Below are 26,523 nucleotides of genomic sequence, written 5' to 3'. Positions count from 1 at the left end.
TTTTTCAAAGAACTACAAGCCAACGTCATTCTGGAAGTCCTCGACTTACCCAACGGCGTTGAGCTACTCAGAAAATACTTAGCACACCAAGCCCGAAGGAGTTAAACCAATCCTTCGTACAGTACTGGTTATGAATTAAAAATGCATCAGCCAACCCTTCATTCTTAACTCATAACTCTTAACTAAAACTATGAAGCCAACCCAGCCATCGCACCATCATCCACCCCGCTGGGCTTCCACTCTGCTCGACTGGCTGGGTGATCCCAACACCGTGGAGGAGGTGCAGGGTGATTTGCTGGAACTCTACGATTACTGGGTCGAAACCGTGGGGGTGCGAAAAGCGCGCTGGCGGTATGCCCTGAGTGTTTTAAAGTTGCTGCGGCCGTTGGCCAAAGCAAAAAAAGCCGATTCCTCACCCTTTTTTCTGAATCCCGATATGATCCGGAATTATGTTAAAATCTCTCTGCGAAATCTCATTCGCAACCAAGCCTTTTCGGCCATCAACATCGCCGGGCTGGCTCTCGGCATGGCTTCCAGTCTGCTGATTTTCCTCTGGATTCAGGATGAACTTCGTATTGGAACGCACTATCCCAACGCGGCTCACTTATACCGCGTGATGGAGCACGAAATTACGGATGGCCAAATTGTTACCGATGATAATACGCCCGGCATTCTGGCCGATGAACTCAAAAAACAGTTTCCGGAGGTAGTTTATGCGGCCGGTTTCTCCGGAGGAGAGGACCACGTTCTATCGGTGGGCGACAAAGTAGCCAGACAGTCGGGGTGCTTTGTCGGAACCGACTGGTTAACGATGTATAGTATCCCATTGGTCGCGGGTTCGGTCAAAACGGCTCTCAATTCGCCCACGAGTCTGGTCATCTCGAAAAAGCTGGCCGAAATTTATTTCGGTAATGCGCAGGCAGCCTTGGGTAAGTCCATCCGATTCGATAACAGGAACGACTACCAGGTGACGGCGGTTTTCGAAAATCAGCCAGCCCACTCGCCCGATCAGTACGATTTTCTGCTAAACTGGGAGGGCTACCTGAAACGGGAACCCTGGCTCAACAAGTGGGACAATTATGGACCCGGAACCCGCCTGCAACTCCGCGCCGATGCTGACCCCAATCGGTTAAATGCAAAGCTGAAAACGTTCCTGAAAGGCCGGAACAAAGACATTGGGCCGAATTTTAACATTGAAATGTTTCTGCAACCGGAGACGGAAGCGTTCCTGTATTCCAACTTCAAAAACGGCCACCGCGATGGCGGACGCATCGATTATGTGCGGCTTTTTATCATCGTGGCGGTTTTTGTGCTGTTTATTGCGTGCATCAACTTCATGAATCTGGCCACGGCGCGGTCGGTCAAGCGGGCGCGGGAGGTCGGCGTCCGGAAAGTGGTGGGCGCCGAACGGTCGTCGCTGATCGGGCAGTTTATGGGCGAAGCCATGCTGTTGACAACGCTCTCGCTCGGGCTGGCGGTTGGGCTGGTGATGCTGGTCTTGCCGGTATTCAACCAACTGACGGAGAAACACCTCGCCCTGCCGGTCGATCAACCGGTATTCTGGGCCGCGTTGGTGGGGCTGTTGATCGGAACCGGCGGGGTGGCCGGGAGCTATCCAGCCCTGTTTCTGTCGTCGCTCAATCCCGTGCGTGTTCTCAAAGGAGCCTTGCGGTTTGGGGCCAGCGCGCAATTATTCCGGCGTGGGCTGGTGGTTTTCCAGTTTGTGCTGTCGATGCTGCTGATTAGTGGAACGGTGGTTATTTATCAGCAACTCCGGTACATACAGACAAAAAATCTGGGCTACGACCGCGAGAATCTGATCAGCATTCCCAGCGAGGGTGAGATCGCCCAAAAATTTATGCTGTTTAAAGCGGAATTGCTTCAATCGCCCGGCATTCAGGCCGTTTCGAGCATGCAGACGAATCCGTTATACAATGGAAACACGACGGAAAGCGTCAGTTGGACCGGGAAAGACCCGAGTGCGGTTATTTCGTTCAACAACACCGCCGTTGGCTATGATTTTGCGAAGACCCTGAACGTTAAATTCATTCGTGGACGCGATTTCTCACCCGATTTCAGGACTGATTCAACCAATTACCTCATCAATGAAGCCGCAGCCCGGCGCATGGGCTACAAAGATCCGGTGGGGCAGCCGCTGACGTTCTGGAACAAACCGGGGAAGATCGTGGGCCTGATCGAAAACTTTCATTTCAACTCCCTGCACGACCCCATCAAACCGCTCATCATTCGTCTGGCGAACCGTCCTTTCGGAAACATTCTGATCCGAACCCAGCCCGGCCAGACCAAACAGGCACTGGCCAGTATCGAGGCTCTTTACCAGAAACTGAACCCCAAATTTCCGTTTACCTACTCGTTTGTCGATACCGAGTATGAGAAGCTCTACAGAAGCGAAACCGTCGTGGGGACGCTATCCACCCTTTTTGCGGTATTGGCTATTTTCATCGCCTGCCTCGGTCTGTTTGGTTTAGCCGCCTTTATGGCCGAGCAACGCACGAAGGAAATTGGCGTTCGGAAGGTACTCGGCGCATCGGTTTCCAGCATCGTAACGCTGCTCTCACAGGATTTTCTGAAACTGGTTCTGATTGCCATCGTCATCGCGTCGCCCCTGGCCTGGTATGCCATGAACCGGTGGCTCCAGGGTTTTGCTTACAAAATCGACATCGACTGGTGGGTTTTTGCCCTGACCGGCTTGCTCTCGGTGGGCATTGCGTTGCTAACCGTCAGCTTCCAAAGCATCAAAGCGGCATTGATGAATCCGGTGAAAAGTCTGCGAAGTGAATGAAAATCAAGGGAATAGAAAATAACGAATATTGAACACTGAATATTGAATAACGAAGGCTGGACGTCGGCGAAGCCTCTTCGTTATTCAATATTCAGTGTTCGTTATTACATTTTGATCAGATGGGTGGCTCTAGCCGTTTCTTATTCGTTATTCAATATTCAGTGTTCGTCATTCCCTATCCATTATTAACCCCCTGAAAAACAGCCGTTACCGACGTCTCTCCCGTTGGCAGGCTTTCGATTTCGAGGGCATTTCCCGTTGCTTCCAGCAGTTTTTTGACGATGGCAAGGCCCAACCCGGAGCCTTGCTGTTCGTAGCTTTTGCGGTCGAACTGGACGTACGGCGCAATGCGGGCGATGTCTTCCGGTTTGAACGGTTGTCCACGGTTTACAATCGTCAATCGGTAGGAATCGCCCTCCCGGCGACCCGTGATCCGAATGGGGTTTGACCCATCCGAAAACTTGTGGGCATTGTCGATCAACTCATCCAGCACAATCCGCAGACCGGTTTCTGAAATAGAGATCGGAGCCCCTGCCATCTCGATCTGACATTGAATAGGCTGATCGTGTCGCTCATTAACCGTGCGGATGTGATGATTTACCACAGCAGAATCCAGCCGTGACATCCCCTTGATAAACTGGATGGACGCCGGATTTTCCTGAAGGTCTTCCATAAGCCGCAGGTTGTCCAGAGAACGTTTCAGCCGCAGCCCACAGGTTTTGATCATGCCCAGCATCGACAGGCTATCTTCCTGATCGAATTCGTTGTAATGCTCCATCAGCAACGTAACGAACCCGAGAATACCGCTCAGGGGCGTATTGTATTCATGATTGGACATCCGGGTGATGGTCCGGCGGAGTTCTCCCAACCGGCTTTGCAGATCGGATTCCCGCAGTGCCTCGCGCTGGAGACGGCTTTCGATGGCCAGCAGCAGGCTCTCCAGCGTAAACGGTTTGGTCAGGTAATCATCAGCCCCCGAGATCATACCCCGGCGCACATCGGCTTCCTCCGTTTTGGCCGTCAGAAAAATGAAGGGAACCGTTGCCAGTGACCGGTTGCTCCGAATGGCTTCCAGCACCTGGTATCCATCCATCTCCGGCATCATGATGTCGCACAGGATGAGGTCAGGCTGTGATACCATCGCCAGGCTAATGCCCTCCCGCCCATTGGGAGCCGATTCCACGTCGTAGCCTTTCAGACTCAGTAAGGTGGTTACATTGTCCCGAATCGGGGTTTCATCTTCAATCAGTACGATTCGCGTAGCCATAAGGGGTGGATTTTTAAGTAGGATGAACAGGCCGTGATTACGCCGGTGGACTGGAAGGACTGATGGGTTCGATGGGCAAACTAATGGTAAATGTTGATCCTGCCGTTTCCTGACTTTCGACGGTGAGCGTTCCCCCGTGAAGCTCCACAAACTGACGGGCAATCACCAGACCGAGTCCGGTGCCCTGAATGCTGGCCGTATTGCTGGCCCGGAAAAAGGTTTGGAAGAGAGAAGAAAGTTCGTTAGCCGGAATGCCGATGCCTTCATCGGTGACCTGAATGACCAACGTCTGCTGCTCAAACCGGATCGTCAGACCGGGGTTGGCTTTTGAAAACTTAAAGGCATTGGACAGTAAATTGACCAAAACGTGGGTCATCAGTTTTTCATCCAGATAGGCGCGGGACGACGGCCCGACCAGCGAAACACGGACGGTTCGACCGTCGGGCTGGTGGCTGAAATGACTGCCGATGATCTGCTGACACAACGCCAGCACATCGACCCACTGGGGATTGAAAGCCACTTTGCCCGATTCAATTTTGCCGATGGTGAGCATATCCGAGAGCAAACCGGTATAGTTCAAAACCTGCTGCTGAATCACCTCCAGGTATTTTTTGATGGCCGGTTTGGCGGTTTCCGGCGGTTGTTCCAGATACAGATGAATCAAATCGACACTGGTCTGGATCGTGGCCAGTGGTGTCCGGAACTCGTGCGATGCCGTCGAAACGACCTGCGACTTTAGCTTGCTGAGTTCCTGTTCGCGGGCCAGCGATTGTTGCAACACCAGTTCCTTTTCTTTCTGGCTGGTGATGTCGTTGGCAATCCCGATATACCGAACCGGCATGCCCTGGTTGTCTTTCATGACAAACGTCCGGATCAGAAGCCACCGGATCGCCTGGTGTGTGCCTTTCACCCGGCATTGAACCGTCACTTCCTGCCCCTGCCGGTATTTTTCAAATTCGACCAGCGTTGCGGCCCGGTCTTCTTCCAGAATCGTGTCCAGAAAAGAGTGCTCATCCTTGAGCGCATTCTGGCGCACAATCCCAAACACGCGTTCGTACGCCGGATTGATATACAGCAACCTGAACGGCTCCACCGAGTGAATCCAGAAGACCTCATCTACATTTTCGGCAATCTCGCGAAACCGTTGTTCGCTCTCCCGCAGGGCATCTTCGGCCAGTTTCCGTTGGGTAATGTCCCGGGCCGACCCATACACCAGCTTGTCGATTCCAATAGCATTCCACTCGATGATTCGGTAGGTACCGTCTTTTTTGCGAAACCGGTTAATCTGGTTGCGAACCGGCCGGTGCAGAATGCCCGTCAGCAGGTGTTGAAAAACGAACTTCTGTTCGTCGGGATGCAGCAAATGCAAAAACGGAATGGCCATCAGTTCGGCTTCCGTATACCCCAGTGCAACCTGAAAAGCCTGGTTAATTTTCGATATGTTTCCCTGGCTATCGGAGATGCAGTGCATGTCCAGCGCCCCCACGAAGAAGGTATTCAGCTCCCGGTTTTTCTGTTTCAGTTTTTCTTCAGCCTCCTTGAGCAACGAAATATCCGTCGCCATGCCCACATACCCCGTAATCTTCCCTTCTTCATTCTGCAACGTGCTGGTGGTCAACAAAACCGGAACCCGCTTTCCCCCTTTGCCCTCAATCAGGCATTCGGTCTGAAAATAGCCCTGTTCCTGCAGGATCGGCTGAATCAGAAAAGTAGGCGGGGCACTGGGCAATTCGGCCTGGTAGGTCAGAATGGGAACCGAGGCTTCGGAAATGTCAAACCGTGTCTGGGGATGTCGGCCAATGAGTTCGTCGGCCCGGTAGCCCGACACCTGTTCAACGGCCGGATTCGCCGTCAGAACCACGCCCTGCGTATCAGTTGAGATGATGGCCTGCCCGGCATTTTTGAGAATGGCATTTTGCAATGCCAGAAGTTGGCCGAGTTCCCGGGTCCGCTCCGCCACCCGCTGTTCAAGTTGTTCGGTATGCTGCTGAAGTCGTTCATTCAGGTATTGCTGGTAGATAACGATGGCTAGCTGGCTGGCCACCTCGCCGGCAATCTGGCAGTATTCTTCCGTAAAAAACCGGGGGGTGTGCGACAGCAGCACAAAAGCGCCGATGTATTGCTGCTGGCTGAACAGCGGAATAACGAGCAGCGACCGAAACCCCCGTTTATACAGGTTCAGTTCGGGTGGAATGCCTACGAAATCCGGTTGCAGGTGATCCAGCAGCCAGGATTGCCCACTCAGCAACGGTTCGACTTTAAACAGATGAATGGGTAATCCGGAAGCCGTCCGGGTGGCCATTTCATTGCCAACCAGCCAACTTTCGGCCTGCGCCAGGCCCGTTGCCTCGTTAAACCGGAAAACCACCAGTTGCTCGCACGGCACCAGTTCCCGGACGTGCAGAAGGGCGGCTGCTTCCGGTCCCTGTTCGGTCAAACTCTGGTTGAGTAAGGCCCGCTCAATGGCCTGAAACCCCTGAAGGCGCTGGTTTGTCCGGGTTAAAGCCTGATTGATCCGGTGCAGTTGCTCATTTTTCTGGTGCAGCAGATCGGCCTGCTCCCGCAACGCCTGCTGCTGCTTTTGCAGGGGTGTATTGTCCAGATACGTCAGCAACACCCCGTCGCCGATCCGGGTCAGATGGCCTTCTACCCACAAATCCAGCCCATCGGCCTGGTAATGCGCTTCGTAGTGTTTGGGAATCCCGGTTTGTAACACGTCCACGAGTCGCCCGAAGGACCCCTGTTCACGGGCCGAAGGGAAAATATCAAGTATGCTGCGGTTGATCAGTTGCTCAACGGAAAGACCCACCGTCCGGGCGTTGACGGGATTGGTTAAGGCATACCGAAAGTCCGTGATGTCATCAGCCTCGTTCCGAACCGGGTGAAACAACGCCAAACCGGCCGGTAAATGCTCGACAATCGTTTGCAGCAACTGGGTTTGTTGCTCCAGAGCCAGTTGGGCTTGTTTGGATGCAGTAATATCGAGGGCGGTGATGATGATCCCTTCGTATTTTTTGCTCACCGTCACATCCACCCACTTAACGCCGTTGCCAATCGGGTGTTGCCGTTCAAAGCGCTGGGTAATGCCGGTTTCCCAGGCCTGGACATACCGGCTGAACACCCCCGTATCGACGAAACTGGGGAATACCTGGAGCATAGTCATCTGGCTAAACTCACCGGGACTTAATGCGGCCATGTTCAGAGCGGCACGATTTCCCCAGATGTAGCGAAAGTCCGCGACCTGGTTGTTTTGAACAACAGGCTGGCAATACAATACCGCAACCGGAATAACCTCCTGAAAGCTCTCTAATTGTTGAGCCCGAAAGGTTTCATTGTGAAAAATCATACACGCTGAGTACCCCGTATATAGATCAACAGGAGCTTTGCCTACAAAGGGGTAAGTACCTGATTACGGCAAAAATTGAGCCAGATCGCAGGCCCTTTCCGTAATCCTTGCGTGCTCATTTCATTCGGAACGCAGCGACTTCACGGGATTCCTGAAAGCGGCTTTGACGGACTCGTAGGACACCGTGAGCAGGGTGATGCCCGCGGTCAGCAGAGCGGCCAGCGCAAAAATCCACCAACTCAGCTCGATCCGGTATTCATAGCCCCGGAGCCAGTGGGTCATGAGCCACCAGCCCAACGGAGCGGCCACCAGAAAGCCCAGCAAAACCAGCTTGCCAAACTCCCGGCCAAACAGCCACAGAAGCTGGGCCTGGGTGGCTCCAAGCACTTTCCGAACCCCGATTTCCTTTGTTTTCGATTCGGCCATGAACGCCACCAAACCGTAGACACCCAGACAGCCAATCAGAATGGCCACCAGCGAAAAGACCTGAATCAACCCCAGCAGAATCCGTTCGGTCAGATAAAACTCATTCACCAGATCGTCCACAAAAACCGCTTTGAAAACGTTTTCGGGAAACTGCCCATTCCAGGCTTTCTCAACCGCCTGAACCGTAGCGGGCCGGTTGCCCGGAGCCACTTTCAGGGCGGCTATGGCAAAATCCGTATGCAAATTGAGCAGGGCCGTGGGTGGCACACTGCCGTGGACTTTGCCGATCTGAAAATCATTCAACACGCCCACCACGATTTGGCTTCTCCCAAAAACCGTGAGCCGTTTGCCCAGGATAGCCGCAGGGGTCGGAAGCCCCAGTTGTTTGATCATGGCCTGATTCACCAGCACTTCGTTGTTCGTCGAATCGTTGGTGCGGAAGTTCCGCCCCGCTACCAGCTTCAGGTCGAACAGCGGAACGTAGTCTTTGTCGCCCACTTTCACATTGACCGGAAACTTCTCCGGTTCCGGATGACTGTCGTAAGTAAACGGAACCGGGGGCCGACGGTACGAAGCGGGGGGATCGCCCGCCAGCGCCACCTGCTCAACGCCGGGGAGCTGAGCCAGTTGTTCGCGCAGGGTCTGTTGCTTCAGCGGGTTGGTAGTCGGCACCGGAACCGTTAGCACCGATTCTTTCGTAAAACCCAGATCGGCCTGCTGCATGTGCTGCACCTGCCTCGTCATGACAATGGCCCCAATCACGAAAAGTTGCGTAATGAAAAACTGAACGACCACCAGACCGCGCCGAACCGAAACGCCACCGACCTGCTGCGTCGTCAGCCGCCCGCGCAACGCCATCACCGGATTGAACCGCGACAGAATCAGGGCCGGGTAGAAACCGGCCAACAGAATAACCGCCAGAATCAGACCGCCAAACCACCACAACGCGTCGGGCCGAAACACATTCAGCACCGAGAGATCTGCGTTTAGTTTGTCCAAAGCCGTGTTCAACAGGGGCAGGTTGAGTTCGGTCAACAGCAGGGCCAGCCCGACTGCCGCCAGCACCACCAGGGTGGTTTCGGTCAGAAACTGGCCGATCAACTGCCCGCGCGTGCTCCCGATGGCTTTCCGAACGCCCACTTCTTTCGACCGTTTGATGGCGCGGGCCGTGGCGACGTTGACGAAATTGATGCAGGCAGCTCCAACCAGAAAGCCGCCCAGGATGATCAGCGCATAGAGAATTGGGCGCGGGGCATGACCGCCGTATTGCGGATTGTGGTTCAGGTCGCTCAGGGGCAGGGCTCGAAAATCAAGCCGTTTCGCTTCCGGCCCGGCCAGGTACTTCCGGCGAATGGCCGGAAAGGCCCGGGTCAACTGGGCAACAGAGGCTCCTTCCCGAAGCGTTACAAAGCACAGGGCAGCGGGCGCACTCCAGCGTTGCATGGCGTGTAAATCGCCCGTTAACACGGGGAAAGTTGCGTAGGAAACCAGCATCTCCAGGGGCAGCTTGGTATTGGACGGCGGGTTTTTAATGACGCCCGTAACGGTTAGATCCGTCTGGTTATCAAACCGCAGTGTGCGGCCAATGGGGTCGGCGTTGTCGAAATATTTGTGGGCATAACGTTCCGATAAAACAACCGTGTTCGGCGCGTTCAGGGCGGTTTTCGGACTCCCCTTCACCCATTCCACCCCAAATACCTCAAAATACTGCGGTTCGACAAAACCGATGTTGCGCGACTCTTCGAACTTCTTGGCCAGACCGCCTTTTCCGTCCGGTATCCCGATGATTTTCCGGAACGCCAGTTCCAGGCGGACGACGGTTTCCACAAACGGATAATCCCGGCGCAGCACATCGCCCAGCGGCCGGGGTGTGGCATCGCTCGGAACCACATGATCGTGCCGGATGTCTGTCACGACCCAGTAGGTTCGGTCGGCTTTGGCGTGATACCGGTCGAAGCTGAATAGCCAGTCGACCAGCAGAAAAATCATCAGGCCACTCGCCAGACCGACGGCTAATCCAACCGTACTGATGGCGCTCGAAAGCCGGTTGCGCCAGAGGTTCCGCAGGGAAATGAGGAGGTAATTGCTGAGCATAGTTGGGTTTAGAATATAGGATAACTGCTATTCACCTGGATTTATAGTAAATTTGTTTAAACCCACGAGCACTATGTATATCTCCACCACTTCCCATCTTCCTTTCGTTGGTGAAGAAATGGCCATTTATGGCCCGAAAGCGCACCAACGGATCATTTCAAAACTAAATTCCGGCTTGGGCCCGCTTTACTACCGCGAAGGTCGGATCACGCTGGAACCCTTACCGGAAACCATGCTCAATGAAGGAGAAGCCAGCCCCGTTCCCGACCTGATTTTGTACGATAACGAGACCCGTCAAACACCGATTATTATTGAGATTTGTCATACGGAAGGACTTAAAAAAGACCTCAAAAAAGTGGTTCTACTTACGAACGAAGACAATTATGGCATTCTTGAAAGTTTCGTTTACGACTACACTGCCCGGCAATGGTTTCGGTATCGCAAAGGTGATGAAAGCGTCGTCTATTCCTCGTCGTTTTCGGAGATACTTCAACTGGATTTGAATAGCTTTCTGTAGTTAAGAGTTAAGAGTTGCTCTGCCTCTTTAACTCTTTATTCTTAACTCTTAACTACTCATTCGGAACGCAGTGAGGCAACCGGATTCATCAAAGCCGCTTTAATCGCCTGATAACTGACCTTCAATACCGTAAGCCCCAACGCGCCCAAACCGGCAGCGATAAATATCCACCCGGATAGCTCCGTCCGGTATTCGTATTTCTGCAACCACTCGTCCAGAAAATAGTACGCGATGGGCGCCGAAATCAGGCCGGAGATGATGACCAATACGACAAAATCTTTTGATAATAATCCCCAGAGATTCGCGACCGACGCGCCCAAAACCTTGCGAATACCGATTTCTTTGGTTCGTTGTTCGGCGATAAAAGACGCCAACCCAAACAGACCCAGACAGGAAATAAAAATAGCCAGCGCGGTAATAAAAGAAGCCAGTTTCCCAATGCGCTCTTCGGCAGCAAACTTGAGTGCAAACTCGGCATCGACAAAATCATAGTTAAAAGGCGCCGTGGGGCTGTATTTTTTAACGACCGCTTCAATCGCTGTCAGAGCCGCATTCGCACTGGAACCGGGATTGATGCGGATCGTCACAAAATTACCGGCCCGTCTGGGGATAAAATAGATCGTTTGTTTGACCGGTTCGTAGGGCGACGACATGAGCATATCTTTCACCACCCCGATGACTTTAAAACGCCGGTCGTTCCATTGAACGGTTTCGCCAACCGGGTGTTTCAGTCCCATAAACCGGGCGGCCGTTTCGTTCAGTACAAATCCGGACGAATCGCTGGCGAAGGCCCGGGAAAAATCCCGTCCGTCGACAAACTGCCAGCCAACCGTTTTTCCGAAGTCGTGGGAGACGCCAACGGTTGCAAAATCGGCCTGCAAACCAGGGCTTTTACCGGCCCAGGTAAAACCGGTATTGTTCGACCAGACGTCAAAGCCAGACAAACTGAATGCGACCACCCGCACTAACGCCGTTGATCCATTCTGAATACAGATGCCAGCGGCTCATGGGATGCAGGAAAATTTCGGGTTTGAACTTCAGATCTTCCTTGTCGCCCAGATCGGTTTTAATCGTTTTTATTTTCCCGGAAACACGGGCCAGATCGGCCTTGTCGGCAAGCTGGACGAAAATCTGAAACGAGTTATTGCCCCATTCATGCTGATCCTGCGCGGCTTTTACCCAATCCGTCGAGGCTACTTATAAATCCCAGGGAGCCACAAACCGCAGTGGCTGAAAGTCGGTATTGTCCGGCAAATCTTCTAAACTCCGGTGACTTTTACGTCCAGTTTATTGTCGATTTTCACCAGTTTATTCATCGGATCTCCATCGCCGAAAAGCGCTTTGGCGGTCGATTCAGACAGCAGAATGGAAGCCGGTTCTTTCAAACCCGCCTGCGTACCTTTCAGCATTTTTAACGACAACACTTCCGGCGCTTCCGGCGACATGAAATTACCGGTTTTGGTGAATTTGGCATCGCCAAACGTCAGAACATGCCGGGTGGTCCACGACGATAACAGAATGTGCTTAAATTCACTTCCGTAGTGGGTACGCAGGGCAGCAGCCAGCGGAATCGGAACGCCCTGCCCGGTTTTCACCTCACTGTTGAGAGTCTACTGGTGCATGACCTGCGCAATCCGGTTGTAGTTTTTATGGGATGTATTGAACGACAGTTCGTCATGCATCCACAACCCAATCAGCATGGCAATGGCCATTCCCACCGCCAGTCCGCCAATGTTGATGACGGAATATCCCTTGTTGTTAACCAGGTTTCGAACAGCGATTTTCAGGTAATTTCGAATCATAAGGCAGAACGGTTAGGACAATTATTGAAGGGGTCAAAAACGAATATTGAATATTGAACACTGAATAACGAATAATGAAAGGTCGCCAGCGGGATTACTTCGTTATTCAGTGTTCAATATTTCATTTTTCATTCGCTTCGCAATGACTTCACCGGATTCATCAAAGCGGCTTTGATGCTCTGGAAACTGATCGTTAGCACGGCCACTGAAACCGCCAAACCAGCCGTCAAAACGAGCATCCACCATTCCATAGCAATCGAGTAGGCAAATCCTTCCAGCCACCGGCTCATCGCCCACCAAGCCAGCGGTGAAGCCAGCAACGTTGCGATGATCACCAGGCGGAGAAAGTCTTTGGACAGCAGAAGAACCACGCCCGAAACCGTTGCGCCCAATACCTTGCGAATCCCGACTTCTTTGATGCGCAGTTGAGCCGCGTAGGCCGATAAACCAAACAGGCCCAGACAGGAAATAAAAATCGCAAAAACCGCAAAAACCGTCAGCACATGGCCCACGCGCTGTTCTGAATCATAAAGCCGGGCCAGTTTTTCGTCCAGAAAAGTGTAGCTAAACAGGCTTTTGGGCGATAAACGAGCCAGGGTCGCTTGCGCAAACTGGACCGTTTCGGGCAATTTGTCACCTTTTATTTTCAGTAAAAAGTAGTTGGCCTGACCAGGATGCTGAACAATCACCAGCGGTTCGACGGCGCTATGCAGGGAAGCAAAATGAAAATCATTGACAACGCCCACAATCTCGCCTGTATCTCCCAGTGAAACCATTTTCTGCCCAATCGGCGACTGTAATTTAAGCGCTTTCACAGCCGCTTCGTTCAGAATATAAGGGAAGTGAGCACTTCCGGTTTGCCGCCCGAAATTGCTACCGGTTTTCAGTCCGATTTTCAGCACCGGAAGCATGTGTTCGTCGGCCCACATAAACCGCATCTGACTGGCATCGTCGGCTTTTGCTAGCGGGGTGAGCATATCGGTACTAAACCGGTCGCCGGGCAGAACCGAAATCAGGGCGACATCTGTGATGGCCGAGTTTTGTCGCAACTCATTTTGAATTGTAGACACTTTTTCGTGCATTTCCTGTCCATAAAGTTTTACGGCTACGACCTGTTCCTGATCGAAGCCCAGCTTCTTGTTCTGGAAAAACTGCATTTGCCGGTACACCACGATGGTACTAAAAATCATGAATACCGAAACGGCAAACTGAAAGACGATCAACCCTTTGCGCACCAGCGTCACCGACGAAACCGTACTTTTCTTGCCTTTCAGGGACGTAACCGGCTCGAAACTTGAGATGAACCACGCGGGATACAGGCCGGCAACCAGGCTGATCAATCCGGCCAGCAGCAGCATAATAACGACGTTTGCCGGGTTGAACAACTGCCCAAACTGAAGGTTTTTAGCCGTGAGCGTGTTGTAAAACGGAATCGCCAGCCGGAACAGCAGGAGTGCCAGAACCGCAGCCGTCAGCGTCAGCAGGAACGATTCGCCCAGAAACTGTTTCACCAATTGTCCTTTTCGCGCGCCCAGCACTTTCCGTACACCGACTTCCTTCATCCGGTTAAAGGCCTGCGCCGTTGCCATGTTGATGAAGTTGACCGACGCCACCAGCAAAATAAACAGAGCCGCCACCGCAAACACATACACGTACAGAATGTCGCTGTTGGGTCCCATTTCCTTTTCCAGCTTCGAACGCAGGTGAATGTCCGTAATGGGCTGAAGGTGCGTCTTCCGGGTCGTCAGAATGTCTTTCCGGGTTTCGCCCGCTACCTCATAGAATTTCACCATAAACGCCGGTATCCGCGCTTCCACTTCCGACAGCGAGGCATTGCGGTTCAGCAATACGTAGTTATAAAATCCCGACCAGCTCCGGTTTTCCAGCGATCCTTTATCGGCAAAGCTATAGTAAGTGGACATGGAAATCAGGTAGTCGAATTGCAGGTGGGTCGGAAACGAAAAGTCGCTGATCACCCCCGTCACGGTCAACGGGCGTTTGTCCAGATTATCCTGAATCACTTTGCCCAGCGGTTCGTCGTCGCCGAAGTATTTTTTGGCCGTTGCTTCGGTCAGCACAATCGCATCGACCTGTTTCAAAGCCGTTTGCGGATCTCCTTTGGCAAACGCCAGGTCAAACACCTCGACCACCGTCGAGTCGGCATAAAAACCGCGTTTCTCTTCAAACTGCCGAAGTTCACCGCCCGACGGTGCGTAACTGAATACCCGATCCGGATAGTGACGGTGGAACCGCGCCAGGGTCTGAATAGCGGGAATTTGCTGCTTCATTTCCACCCCGATGATGGGCGATGTAGCGGCCCAGATCCGGCTTTTCTCACCGATATTCTCCGTGGTAATCCGGAAAATCCGGTCGGCTTTCGTAAAACCTTTGTCGTAGCTCAGTTCCTCCTTGACGTGGAGAATAATGAGCAAACCGCACGCCAGCCCCAGTGCCAGTCCAGTGATGGTAAGCGTGCTGTTCAGCCGATAGCGAAGCAGGTTTCGCCAGGCGATTTTGAAGTAATTCCGGATCATCATCGGGTTCGTTAATGAGGTTGTTGAATCGTCGCTCGATTTTCTTTTTAGGGCAAACTGGATGACAAACCCCAGCACATCCCACCAATACCGTCCTCTTGCCCGCCGTTGGCCGATGCGTTTCACCTGATACGCAAACTCCTCCTGCAAATCGCCCTGAATCTCCTCCAGGTGGTGGGGAGAGCAGAAAAATTTGAGAAGCTGGTCGGCGAGTTTTGGGGGAGCAGGTATCACTTCAAACTTTTTAATTTAAAATGTTAAATGATGAATATTGAATATAAAAGGATGATCACAGCCTACCTACTTTGACATTCATCATTTGAAATTTATTATTTAAAATTCTTTTCATTCGCTTCTCAGACTCTTCACCGGATTCATTAAAGCCGCTTTCACGGCCTGATAACCGACTGTTAATAAAGTAATTACTATAATCGACAATCCGGCGATGATGAATACCCCCAGCTCCAAATCGACATGGTAAGCAAAGTTGTGTAGCCATTGATTGAGTGCCCAGCCGATGACCGGAAAAGCGATCACCAGCGCAATCAGCAACAGCTTCAGGAAATCCATCGACAACATCAGGGCAACGTTGCCCACCGTGGCGCCCACCACTTTCCGAATGCCGATTTCCTTCTGCCGCCGTTGGGCCGTAAAAGCCGCCAGGCCGAACAGACCCAGACAGGAAATGAGGATGGTGAGTCCGGCAAAATACCGTGACAGGACGCCGATCCGGCGCTCGGCGGCATAAAGCGTCTGGTAGTTTTCGTCCAGAAACTGGTAGTCAAAAACGAGTCCCTGGTGATGGGCTTCGAATACCTTCTGAATGCGCGCAATCGTCTGTTGTTCCGTGCCGCCCTGCATCTTCACCATGATGTTGGGCATGACCGGATAGACCTGGAAAAAGCACGGTTTCACGGTTTCGTACAGCGATTCGAAGTTGAAATTTTTGACCACGCCCACAATCTGCCGCTCCCGATCCCAAAATTTGACGATTTTGCCAATCGGATCTTTTAATCCCATGCTTTTAATGGCCGCTTCGTTGAAAATAATTTCATTGTACGAACCCGGATTATTGGAAAAACCGCGCCCATCTTTCAGTTCCATGCCGAGGGTTTCGATGAAGTTATAACCCACTTCCAGATTGGAAAACTCGATGTCTTTACCCCGTGGTTTTCCCGGCCATTGAAAACCGGAAATCGCCCCGTGGTCGCCGGTCAGGTTGTGGTAATAACTCGACGCGTTGACCACGCCCGGAATCGTTTTGATTTCCGCCAGAAAGCCCTCTGCCGATTTCAGCTTGACGGAATCCATTTCCAGCGGAATTTCGAAATGAATGATGTTTTCCCGGTTATAGCCCAGATTTTTGGTCTGGATGTAGTCGATCTGCCGATACACCACCAGAACCGAGACGATAAACAGAATCGAAACCGTGAATTGAAAAACCACCAGGCCTTTTCTGACCAGCAACTCGCCGACCGATGTTTTGAGTTTGCCTTTCAGAACCGCCGTCGGATTGAAACCGGAAAGATACAAAGCTGGGTAACTCCCCGCGATTAAACCGGTCAATACGGTAATGCCAACAATCGACAGAAGCATCGTGCCGTCAAACTCCAGACGGATGTTTTTGCCGGTAATGAAATTGAATTGTGGAAGCAACAGAATCAGGAGAAAAATCGCTACGACCAGCGACAAAAAAGCCATTAAAAGGGATTCGCCCAGGTATTGAAAAACCAGCGAACTGCGCAGGGCACCCACCACTTTTTTGATGCCTACTTCTTTGATTCGCCCCGACGCTTTTGCCGTCGACAAATTCATAAAATTGATGCAGGCAATGAGCAGAATGAAGACCGCGATGATCGAAAACAGCTTCACATAGGTAATCCGTCCGCCAGCTTGTTTGCCATTTTCAAACTGCCCGTGGAGGTATTTATCGGAATACTGAATGGTGAATAACTGAGCCGTCTGTTTTTTATCTTTAGATTGTAAATAATTCCTGATTTTGGCATTGAACCGATCCAGATCCGTGCCTTTTCTGACGATCAGGAACGTGCTGGGATCACTATTTCCCCAGGATTCCATGCCGGGGCGTTTGACCACGAACACGTTGAAGTTGAACAGTATATCAAACGGTTCGGTCGAGTTGGCCGGGCTGTTGGCGAAAACACCACCCACGCGGTAGGTTCCGCTGAATTCCTCGTGATCCCATTTGACGGCCTTGCCAAGCACATCTTTCGTAGTACCAAACAGTTTTATAGCCAGTTCCTCGGAAAGTGCAACGGTATTGTTATCCGAAAAAATGCTGTTTTTATCTCCCTGAAGAAACGGACAGGTAAAGACATTAAAATAATCCTTCCCAACAAACTGCCCACCCGCTTTTAGCCGGGTTTCGCCCACAGAAATGATCCCTTTACTGGAAAACCAGGACGCCGGAACGACGGTTACCGCATGCTCCACTTCGGGCATTTCGGCCGCCAGCGCATCCGCCAGCAAACCGGGCGTATGGTTGATGGTGTTCACGTCATCTTCGTGAAAATGATTGGCCATGACCTGAAAAAGCTGCTCATCTTTTTCGTTGTATTTATCCATGCGTAATTCATCCTTTACCCACAAATAAATCAGCAATGTACAGGCTAAACCGGTGGATAAACCGACCAGATTAAGCGCCGTAAACTGACGGTCTTTCGTCAAATTTCGCCAGGCAATTTTGAAATGATTCCGGAACATAATCGGGTTCGTTCGATGCGTTGTTGAATTTTCTTTTGACATTCTTTTACTCGCAAACGATAGCACAAATCCCAGCACATCCCACCAATACCGCCACCGGGCTCGCCGTTCGCCGATGCGTTTCACCTGATACGCAAACTCCTCCTGCAAATCGCCCTGAATCTCCTCCAGGTGGTGGGGAGAGCAGAAGAATTTGAGAAGCTGGTCGGCGAGTTTTGGGGGATTCATCGTTTTTTTAAAGTTGATAGGAACGCGGATGAAACGGATTCGGACGGATCAAAACGGATTTTAATCGGTGCAAATCTGTTCAATCCGCTCAATCCGTGTTGCCATCACCTCTTCGTTATTCGCTTTTCAAACTCTTCACCGGATTTACCAAGGCCGCTTTGATGCTCTGGAAACTGACCGTGAGCAGCGCAACGGCCGCAGCCAGCAAACCGGCCAGCCCGAAAACCCACCATTCCAGATCGATCCGATAGGCAAAATCCGCCAGCCACTCATTCATCGCATACCAGCCAAGGGGTGTGGCAATCAGGATGGCGACGAACACCAACCGCAGAAAGTCTTTGGAAAGCAGTACCACGATGCTGGCAATGGATGCACCCAGCACCTTGCGAACGCCGATTTCCTTGGTGCGCTGGAGGGTGGTAAAAGCGGCCAGCCCGAACAGGCCCAGGCAGGCGATAAAAACCGCCAGCCCCGCGAAAATGCCAAACAGTTCTCCAATCCGCTGTTCGGACTCGTACATCTTGTTAAACCGCTCATCCAGAAATGAATACGAGAAAGGTGTATCGGTTTCGGCTTTCCAGTTTTGCTCCAACGTTTTGAGCAAAGCGGGGACGTTGTCGGTGCGGATTCGCAAGGCCATCTGGTACTGGTCTCCGCCGTAATACATGATCAGGGGCGCAATGTGCTGGTGCATGGATTCGAAGTGAAAATCTTTCGTTACCCCGACCACCGTGTAGGTTTGCCGGTCGCCCGGACTGCCGTCGCCCACGGTTGTAATGCGCTGCCCAACCGGGTTTTTCCAGCCAAACTGCCGGACGGCGGCTTCGTTCACCAGTACTCCAGCACTGTCGCCCGAAAACGCTTTGGAGAAGTTGCGGCCCAATGCCACCCCAATGCCCAGCGTGGGCAGATACTGCTCGTCAATCCGGTAGGTTTTCAGCCGGAAAGGCACCGTTTCCGTGGGTGCGTTCACATCCCGAAAACCGTCGACGCCGTTGTTGGAACGGCCCGCCGGCAGATAACCCGCCAGACTGGCACTGACGATTTGTGATTGCTTTGCCAGTTCGTTTCTGAATGTCTTCAGCTTATCGCCCAGTACGTACGTATCGTGCAGAATCAGCACCTGTTCTTTGTCGAAACCGACTTTTTTATTCTGGATAAACCGCAGTTGCCGATAGACGACCAGCGTTCCGATGATCATGCCGATGGAAACGACGAACTGCACCGTAACGAGGGTATTCCGTAACCAGCCGCTGCGCACCCCGGACACGAGTTTGCCTTTCAGCACACTAACCGGGTTGAACGACGACAGGAAAAAAGCCGGATAGCTGCCCGCCAGCAGCCCAACCAGCAAACTGCCCATCAGGGTATAGCCAATCATGCGGGCATTCAACAGCGTACCCAGATCGAACGCTTTATTAGCCAGTTGATTGAACGTCGGCAGCGCAACAACCACCAAAACACCAGCCACCACGAGCGCCAGAAACGTGATCAGCACCGATTCGGACAGGAATTGGCGAATCAACTGCTGCTGCACCGAACCCAGCACCTTGCGAATGCCGACCTCCCTGGCCCGGTTGGCCGACCCGGCCGTCGAGAGGTTCATGAAATTGATGCAGGCCAGCAGCAGAATAAAAACCGCAATGGCCGAAAAAATATAGACGTATTTGGGATCGCTGTTGGCTTCGAGTTCGTTTTCCCAATTGGGTCCCAGGTGAATGTCGGTGACGGGCTGAAACCGGAACCCCATCCGGTCGCCTTTCCGGAGGTATTCGTCGTAGGTCATGCCCAGAAACTCCGGCACCTCCGGCCCCATATATTTGCGAACAATGGTTGGGCTTTGGGCCGCCAGTTGCGCCACCGAATAGCCTTCCCGCAGCAACAGGTACGTATGCGACCCGCTGGCCAGCCACTTTTCCCCCTGTCGAATCGAGCGGTATGAGCCGAAGAAGTCGTAGTGAAAGTGGCTATTGGAAGGCACATCCCGGCAAACCCCGGTGACCCGAAAAAGACCCTTGGTGCCCATCGTCAGGCTTTTGCCCACCGGATTCTGATCGCCAAAATACTTCCGGGCGGTCGATTCGGTGAGGACGACGGTATTGGGTTCGGTCAACACCGTCTTTACGTTCCCTTTCAGCAGCGGAATCGAAAAAACCGCGAAGAAATTGGAATCAGCAAACACCACCCGTTCTTCCTTAAACCGTTCGTTGCCGTATTTGACCACAAACGTCCCTTCGCTTTCCAGCCGCGTGAAAGCTTCGACGCCCGGATAATCGCGCAACATAGCGGACCCCGCCAGCGCGGGGGCATACGCCATGTTCATTTCCTTGCCGCCAAGGCGGATGTGCATCGTCATGCGAAAAATCCGGTCGGCTTTCGCGTTGTAGCGGTCGTAACTCAGTTCATGTTGCACAAACAGTACAATGAGCAGGCAGGTGGCCAGACCGACGGCCAGACCAACGATGTTGATGGCCGAAAACGCCTTTTTCCGCCAGAGATTCCGCCAGGCAATTTTGAAGTAATTCTGAATCATCGTCGGGTTTGCTAGATGCGTTGTTGAATACTCAATTGACTTTCTTTTAAGCGCAAACGATAGAATAAATCCCAGCACATCCCACCAATACCGTCCTCTCGCCCGGCGTTCGCCCACCCGCCGAAGCTGGTATTGAAACTCCTCGTGCAAATCGCCCTGCACCTCCTCCAGCCGGTGGGGAGAACAGAAAAATTGGAGGAGACGGTCGGCGAGTTGGGGCGGTTTCATATTTTTTAGTGAAGAGTGAAGAGTTAGGAGTGAAGAGCTTTTAAGCTTGTGTCAGCCAACTCATCACTCTTCACTCCTAATTCTTCATTCCGACCGAAGTGAGGTTACCGGATTCATCAAAGCGGCTTTGACGCTCTGGAAACTGACGGTCAGTAGCGCGATTACCACCGTCAGCAAGCCCGCCAGCGCGAAGACCCACCACGCGAGATCAATCTGATACGCAAAGCCTTGCAGCCAACGGTTCATGGCATACCAGGCAACGGGAAACGCGATGAGCATGGCGATGGCGACGGGTTTCAGGAAGTTGGCCGACAGCAGGGCCACGATGTTGGGAACCGATGCGCCCAGCACCTTGCGAACGCCAATTTCTTTCGTGCGCTGCTCGGCCATAAAAGCCGCCAGCCCAAACAAACCCAGGCACGAAATGAAAATGGCCAGAAAGGCAAAGGCATTGGCGAGTTGGCTGACCACCTGTTCGCTGTGGTATAATTTGGCGTATTCCAGATCTGAAAACTGGTAGGTAAACGGAAAATTGGGATTCAGTTCTTTGCAGATTTTTTCCAGACTGGTCAGCGCTTTCCGGGTTTTGCCGGCTTCGGTCCGAACCAGAATACTGCCCCACTTCTGCTGTTCGTCCAGCCGGACAATCAGCGGTTCGATGGCCTGGTGCATGGAATTGAAGTGGAAATCTTTCAAAACGCCGATGATTTTCCCCTCCCGGTTTCCCCACCACATCGACTTCCCGATCGGGTTTTTGTAGCCAATTTTCCGAACAGCCGCTTCATTGACGAGGTAGCTGGCCGAATCGGTGCCGAATGCGCGGGAAAAATCGCGCCCTTCGGCCAGTTTCAGGTTCATGGTTTTCAGGAAATCGAAACCCACCACGGCGTCGGCAAACGGCACCGACAGATTCGGCTCTTTGCCAACCCATTCTATATCGCCCCGGTGGTGGCCAATCAGGGTGGGGGATTCCTTCATCCTCGAAATGGTCAGGATGCCCGGCCGCTTCCCTGCTTCATCTTTGAACAGATTATATTTCTGAACCAAATCCCCTTCGATGGGAATGTAAAGCAGATTTTCGCGATCATACCCAATGTTTTTCGACTGGATATAGCCCATTTGGCGGTAGATCACGATCATGCCCACGATGAGAATCATGGAAAGCGAAAACTGAAAAACCACCAGGCTTTTCCGGAAAAACGTTGCGCCAAATCCCAGACGCGCCGACAGCATTCGTCCTTTCAAAGCCCGGATCGGATTCATGGACGATAGAAACAGGGCCGGATAACTCCCCGCTACCAGGCCGGTCAAAAGCAGGAGTCCGGCGAGACTGGCCCAGAAAACCGGCTGTCCGAACGGCAAAAACAGGCGCTTTCCGGTCAGTTCATTAAAGGCGGGCAAGAGAATGAGCACCAGCATTACCGCCAGCACCACCGCAAAAAACGTGAGCAGAATGGCCTCGCCCATAAACTGCCCGATCAAGGCGGAACGAACCGCCCCGACCACCTTCCGGACGCCCACTTCCTTCGCCCGTTTGGTGGAACGGGCCGTGGCCAGGTTCATGAAATTGATGCAGGCAATGAGCAGAATAAAAACCGCCACGACGCTAAAAAGCCGCACGTACTCAATCCGTCCGCCATCGACCTGACCGTTTTTAAAGGTGGCATGGAGGTACTTTTCGGGGTACGGCTGCAAGGCGAGTTCGGTATGCGATCCGGCGGTTTTCGTCGTATACTGGTAGATGAACTCTTTGATTTTGGCCTCAACTTTTGCGGGGTCGGCTCCCGGACGAAGTTGCACGAACGTGGATGGACTCGTATTGCTCCAGTTATGAACCCACTGATTTTCTTTCACATACGCTTTCCAGCTCCGCAAAAAATCAAATTGCTGCGACGAGTTGGCGGGCAGATCCTCGAAAACCGCCGTCACCATCAGGTCGTCCTGGTTCTGGTAACGAATCGTCTGGCCGACGGCATTCTCCGGTTTTCCAAAAAACAGTTCGGCCATCTTTCGCGAAATGGCAATGCCTTCCGGCGTGTTCAAGGCGGTTTCGGTCGTTCCCTGCACCAGCGGATAGCTGAACATGCTGAAAAAATCGGCACCCGCAAACGAACCATCGGCCTTGTTGATTTTCCCGGCCACTTCAAACGTGACCGTCCGGCTTTGCTCCAGACCGCTGGCCCGTTCCACTTCAGGTACCACGCGTTTTAATTCCTCCGCCAACAGGCCCTGCGTATAATAGGAGGCTTCCACCTTGCCGTCATAAAAACCGCGTTCGTAGACCTGAAAAAGCCGGTCGCCGTTGGCGTGAAAACCGTCGACGCTGCGTTCGTCCTGCACCCACAGCAGAATGAGCAGGCTGCACGCCATGCCGAGGGCCAGCCCGAGGATGTTGATGGCCGAAAAGGCTTTGTTGCGAACCAGATTCCGCCGGGCGATTTTAAAATAGTTACCGATCATCGTTGGATTCATCGTATGAGTTGTTGTTGGATATTTCGTTGACTTTCGTTTGATCGCAAATGGTTTCAGAAAGCCCAGGACGCCCCACCAATACCACCTCCTCGCTTTCTGTTTCCCTGCCCGCCGAAGCCGATACACAAACTCCTCATGCAAATCCCCCTGCACTTCCTCCAGCCGGTGGGGAGCACAGAAAAATTTGAGGAGACGGTCGGCGCATTGGGGCGGTTTCATAAGACTTATAATTTCAAATATTAAATTTCGAATGATGAATGATAAAGTGTTTCCGCACATTCACGACCTCCTCGATCATCAGACTTTTACATTCATCATTTGAAATTTATTATTTATTATTCCCTTTCTTTCACTCACTTTTCAAACTTTTCACCGGATTCATCAAAGCGGCTTTGACACTTTGGAAACTGACCGTTAGGGCCGCCACGATCACCGTCGCCAGCAAAGCGATTCCAAAAATGCCCGGCCCGATGTCGATCTTATAGGCAAAATCCTGCAACCAGTGCGTCATCACCCACCACGCCACCGGTGTTGCCACCACGAAGGCCACGGCAATCAGCCGGGCGAACTCCTTGCCAAACAGCCACAGGATATTACTGATGCTGGCTCCCAGCACCTTGCGGACGCCGATTTCCTTCGTTTTTTGATTCGCCATAAACAACACCAGTCCATATAGCCCCAGACAACCGATTACAACGGCGATTCCGGCGAAGAAATCGACCAGCTTGGCCATCGTTTGCTCCTGTACATAGTTTTCCTGCAATTGCTCATCGACGAATTGCGCGGTGAAATAACTGTCGGGATAGACCTGGTTATACTCTTTTTCCAGTTGGTGGATGACCCGCTCAAAGTTGCCGTTGTGTAACTGCAGACTGGCGTAATAATAACTGGTCGCCCGGGTGGTCATGTAGAGCGGAAAAATCCCACTTTTCAGATCGCGCTCATTGAAGTCTTTTACAACGCCCACGATTTCCAGTTTTCCGGATGTATGCAGGATTTTCCCCAGCACCTGGGCCGGATTACGAATGCCCAACTGCTTGACGAAGGTTTCATTGACCAGCGCTTCCCGCGACGTATCCGCGGGTTGAAGATTTCGCCCGGCCACCAGTTTCAACCCGTACAAATCGACATAAGCGGCATCGATATACTTTTGCTGGGGTGTAAACTTTTCCGGTTCGGGGCGGGTGTCGAATTTGATAAATGTCTGGCTGATCCAGCCCGTTTGGGGTGGGCCACTCATGGAATAACTCAATTTCTCAACCTCGGGAATGGCCATAGCCCGGTGGCGAAAATTTTCCATTTTGCCGACGTCCTGCTGGGGTGATGAAGGCAATCGAACCGTAAGAATGGCTTCTTGCCGGAAACCGAGGTCTTTCGTCTGGATGTACTGCAACTGATTGGCGACCACGACCATACCCACAATCAGCATCTGTGAAATAGCAAACTGGGTGACCACCAGACTCCGGCGTATGGAAAAACCACCCACCTGCCGGGAGGTGATCCGCCCGGCCAGGGCCAAGGCCGGTTTGAAGCCCGTCAGCACCAGAGCGGGATAAAAACCAGACAGGAAAATGACCCCAGTCACGATCAGTACCAACCAGCCAATGACGGATGGATCGTAATAGAAAGTAAACCGGAAAACACCGTGTAAATATTCCTGCGCCAACTGCTGACCAACCTGAAAAAAGAGGAGTGCAATGGCCGTGGCCGTGAGGGTTAACAAGGCGGTTTCGCCCATGAATTGCCAGAACAATTGGGGCCGCGTACTGCCCAGCACTTTCCGGACGCCCACTTCCCGGGAGCGATTCAGGGCCTGCGCCGTGGCCAGATTGACAAAGTTGATGCAGGCCGTGATGAGCAGAAAAATTCCGATGGCAAACAACGACCAAATTAAACCCGAACTCACGCCACCGGTTTCGGTCGAGAAGTGAATATCCCGCAGGGGCTGCATCGGAAACCGGGTATCCTTGACACCGTGCGGTTTGTACTTTTTCACAAAAGCCAGCATCTGCCGATCCCAGTCGGCTTTCGTAAAGTGGTTGTTCAGGCTCACAAAGCACTGAGTACCACTGTCGATGTTGTCAAAACCGTCGTTCAGCGGGCGGTCATGAAATTCGGGCAAACTGGCCCAGGATGCCATTAGGGAATAGGCAAAATCGGTGTTATCCCGGTAGTCTTTAAACACCCCAACAATTCGGGCATTCAAGGTTGCATTGATTTTAATGATTTTACCAAGTACCTGCGTCGTCCCAAAGTACCTGATGGCATTTTCAGCACTGAGAACCACCGTATTGGGTTGAGCCAGCCCGGTTGGTCCGCCAGCCAGCCACTCATAATCGAAGATTTTAAAATAGGAAGGCTGCACAAAGGCCCCCATTCTGTGAGCGTCTTTAAACTTTCGGTCGGGTTCATTGGCTACGGGAATGGCCACCAAAGGGTCCCGGTAAAGCTCGATCATCGCCAGATTTTCGATGTCCGGATGGTCATTCCGAAGGGCTTTTCCCAGTTCGTAAGGGACACCAGTTACGTTAAAATTGCCTTCAGGCGTAACAAACTCGGTTGTTACCCGGTAAATGGAAGCGTATTTCTGGTGGTGTGTATCGATGGTATGATGGTAGCGAACGAGCGAAAAAATCAGCAGCGCAGCACCAATGCCCAAAGCCAGCCCCGTAACATTGATCAAGGCGTAGGTCTGGTTTTTAATCAAATTCCGCCGGGCGATTTTGAAATAATTGCTAATCATGGTTGGGTTCATCGTATGAGTTGTTGAATACGCAGTTGATTTTCGTTTGATGGCGAACGGCCATCCAGCCGGGGGTTTCAGAAATCCCAGTACATCCCGCCAATACCGTATCCTGGCCCGCCGTTCACCGATCCTTTTCACCTGATAATCAAACTCCTCGTGCAAATCGCCCTGCACCTCCTCCAGCCGGTGGGGAGCGCAGAAAAATTGGAGGAGACGGTCAGCTAAACGGGGCGGTTTGGTCATAATGATGAATGATGCGTTATGAATGATGAACTGCGGAGAGAATTTCGTATGATTTATAATTCATCGTCCATAATTCATCATTTATTTCCTACAGGCTCGTGGCCGGTTTAAACGGATTCAGCAAACGCGCCCAGAAGCTGACGCGGACTTCCTGGATTTCCTGCAACGTCCGACGACCATAGGCCGTCACCGTAAACAGCCGTTTCCGTCGCCCCCCACGCTCGGCGGTAGGCTCGCCCATTTCCGATTTCAACATACCCTTATCTTCCAGCCGTTCCAGGGCCGCGTGGACCTGATTCAGCCGCACCGAACGACCGGTCTGCTCGCTGATTTCGTGGGTGATCGCAACGCCATACGCTCCGCCTTCCATGACGGCCACGGTTAGTAATACGATTTCTTCAAACTCGCCCAAGTAGCTGCGTTTCATCGCTGTCAATTAGTTCTATCTTTGCTGATCAAATGCCTTGCCAACTTCCAAAATCTGCCTTAGCAGCGATTTTAGGCGGATTGTAAGCGGGAAAGCTGTACGATTTCGGACAATCTCTGTCCGCTAGTGTACA

At 52.3% G+C, this 26,523-nt stretch carries 15 protein-coding genes; 3 read left to right on the top strand and 12 right to left on the bottom strand.

Annotated elements, in window-relative coordinates:
- Positions 1–190 precede the first annotated feature (190 nt).
- Complete coding sequence (locus DUE52_RS30235) at positions 191–2,803, top strand: ABC transporter permease (RefSeq protein WP_222930347.1); 2,613 nt, start codon at positions 191–193, stop codon at positions 2,801–2,803.
- A gap of 175 nt (positions 2,804–2,978) precedes the next feature.
- On the opposite strand, the gene DUE52_RS30230 is transcribed toward DUE52_RS30235, so the two are convergent.
- From DUE52_RS30230 to DUE52_RS30220, 3 genes are all read right to left on the bottom strand, one after another.
- A complete protein-coding gene (locus tag DUE52_RS30230; RefSeq protein WP_114409875.1) occupies positions 2,979–4,070 on the bottom strand; it encodes a hybrid sensor histidine kinase/response regulator in 1,092 nt (363 codons plus the stop codon).
- 37 nt (positions 4,071–4,107) lie between these two features.
- A complete protein-coding gene (locus tag DUE52_RS30225) occupies positions 4,108–7,416 on the bottom strand; it encodes a PAS domain S-box protein (protein ID WP_114409874.1) in 3,309 nt (1,102 codons plus the stop codon).
- Positions 7,417–7,536: 120 nt separating this feature from the next.
- A complete protein-coding gene (locus DUE52_RS30220; protein ID WP_114409873.1) occupies positions 7,537–9,936 on the bottom strand; it encodes an ABC transporter permease in 2,400 nt (799 codons plus the stop codon).
- A gap of 73 nt (positions 9,937–10,009) precedes the next feature.
- On the opposite strand from DUE52_RS30220, the gene DUE52_RS30215 reads away from it, so the two are divergent.
- Positions 10,010–10,453 (top strand): hypothetical protein, encoded by a 444-nt coding sequence (locus DUE52_RS30215; protein ID WP_114409872.1) that lies wholly within the window; start codon positions 10,010–10,012, stop codon positions 10,451–10,453.
- Between the two features lie 56 nt (positions 10,454–10,509).
- Here the strand turns inward: DUE52_RS30215 and DUE52_RS33040 are convergent, their stop codons facing one another.
- Entirely contained in the window at positions 10,510–11,397 is an 888-nt protein-coding gene (locus DUE52_RS33040) for an ABC transporter permease (protein ID WP_310587839.1), read from the bottom strand.
- A gap of 49 nt (positions 11,398–11,446) precedes the next feature.
- On the opposite strand from DUE52_RS33040, the gene DUE52_RS33035 reads away from it, so the two are divergent.
- Positions 11,447–11,656 (top strand): hypothetical protein, encoded by a 210-nt coding sequence (locus tag DUE52_RS33035; protein ID WP_310587838.1) that lies wholly within the window; start codon positions 11,447–11,449, stop codon positions 11,654–11,656.
- A gap of 56 nt (positions 11,657–11,712) precedes the next feature.
- On the opposite strand, the gene DUE52_RS33030 is transcribed toward DUE52_RS33035, so the two are convergent.
- The 8 genes from DUE52_RS33030 to DUE52_RS30180 form a co-directional block, all read right to left on the bottom strand.
- Positions 11,713–12,048 carry an ABC transporter permease gene (locus DUE52_RS33030; RefSeq protein ID WP_310587837.1) on the bottom strand — a complete coding sequence of 112 codons (336 nt, stop codon included), beginning with the start codon at positions 12,046–12,048 and terminating at the stop codon, positions 11,713–11,715.
- Between the two features lie 15 nt (positions 12,049–12,063).
- Entirely contained in the window at positions 12,064–12,255 is a 192-nt protein-coding gene (locus tag DUE52_RS33025; protein ID WP_310587836.1) for a hypothetical protein, read from the bottom strand.
- A 128-nt stretch (positions 12,256–12,383) separates the two neighbouring features.
- Positions 12,384–15,023, bottom strand: a complete 2,640-nt coding sequence (locus tag DUE52_RS30205; protein ID WP_222930346.1) for an FtsX-like permease family protein — start codon at positions 15,021–15,023, stop codon at positions 12,384–12,386.
- A 111-nt stretch (positions 15,024–15,134) separates the two neighbouring features.
- The gene (locus DUE52_RS30200) at positions 15,135–17,741 is read right to left on the bottom strand and encodes a permease prefix domain 2-containing transporter (protein WP_222930345.1); all 2,607 of its coding nucleotides are present in this window, start codon (positions 17,739–17,741) and stop codon (positions 15,135–15,137) included.
- Between the two features lie 115 nt (positions 17,742–17,856).
- Positions 17,857–20,502, bottom strand: a complete 2,646-nt coding sequence (locus tag DUE52_RS30195; protein WP_114409871.1) for an ABC transporter permease — start codon at positions 20,500–20,502, stop codon at positions 17,857–17,859.
- Positions 20,503–20,586: 84 nt separating this feature from the next.
- Positions 20,587–23,193 (bottom strand): ABC transporter permease, encoded by a 2,607-nt coding sequence (locus tag DUE52_RS30190; protein ID WP_222930344.1) that lies wholly within the window; start codon positions 23,191–23,193, stop codon positions 20,587–20,589.
- Between the two features lie 130 nt (positions 23,194–23,323).
- Positions 23,324–25,963 (bottom strand): permease prefix domain 2-containing transporter, encoded by a 2,640-nt coding sequence (locus DUE52_RS30185; RefSeq protein ID WP_222930343.1) that lies wholly within the window; start codon positions 25,961–25,963, stop codon positions 23,324–23,326.
- Between the two features lie 88 nt (positions 25,964–26,051).
- Positions 26,052–26,390, bottom strand: a complete 339-nt coding sequence (locus DUE52_RS30180; protein WP_114409870.1) for a PadR family transcriptional regulator — start codon at positions 26,388–26,390, stop codon at positions 26,052–26,054.
- Between the last annotated feature and the right edge of the window lie 133 nt (positions 26,391–26,523).

The organism is Larkinella punicea (genome assembly GCF_003334855.1).
GTDB classification, from domain to species: Bacteria; Bacteroidota; Bacteroidia; order Cytophagales; family Spirosomataceae; genus Larkinella; species Larkinella punicea.
The sequence above is the reverse complement of the archived record's forward strand: the minus strand, read 5'-3'. Positions and strand labels throughout refer to the sequence as shown.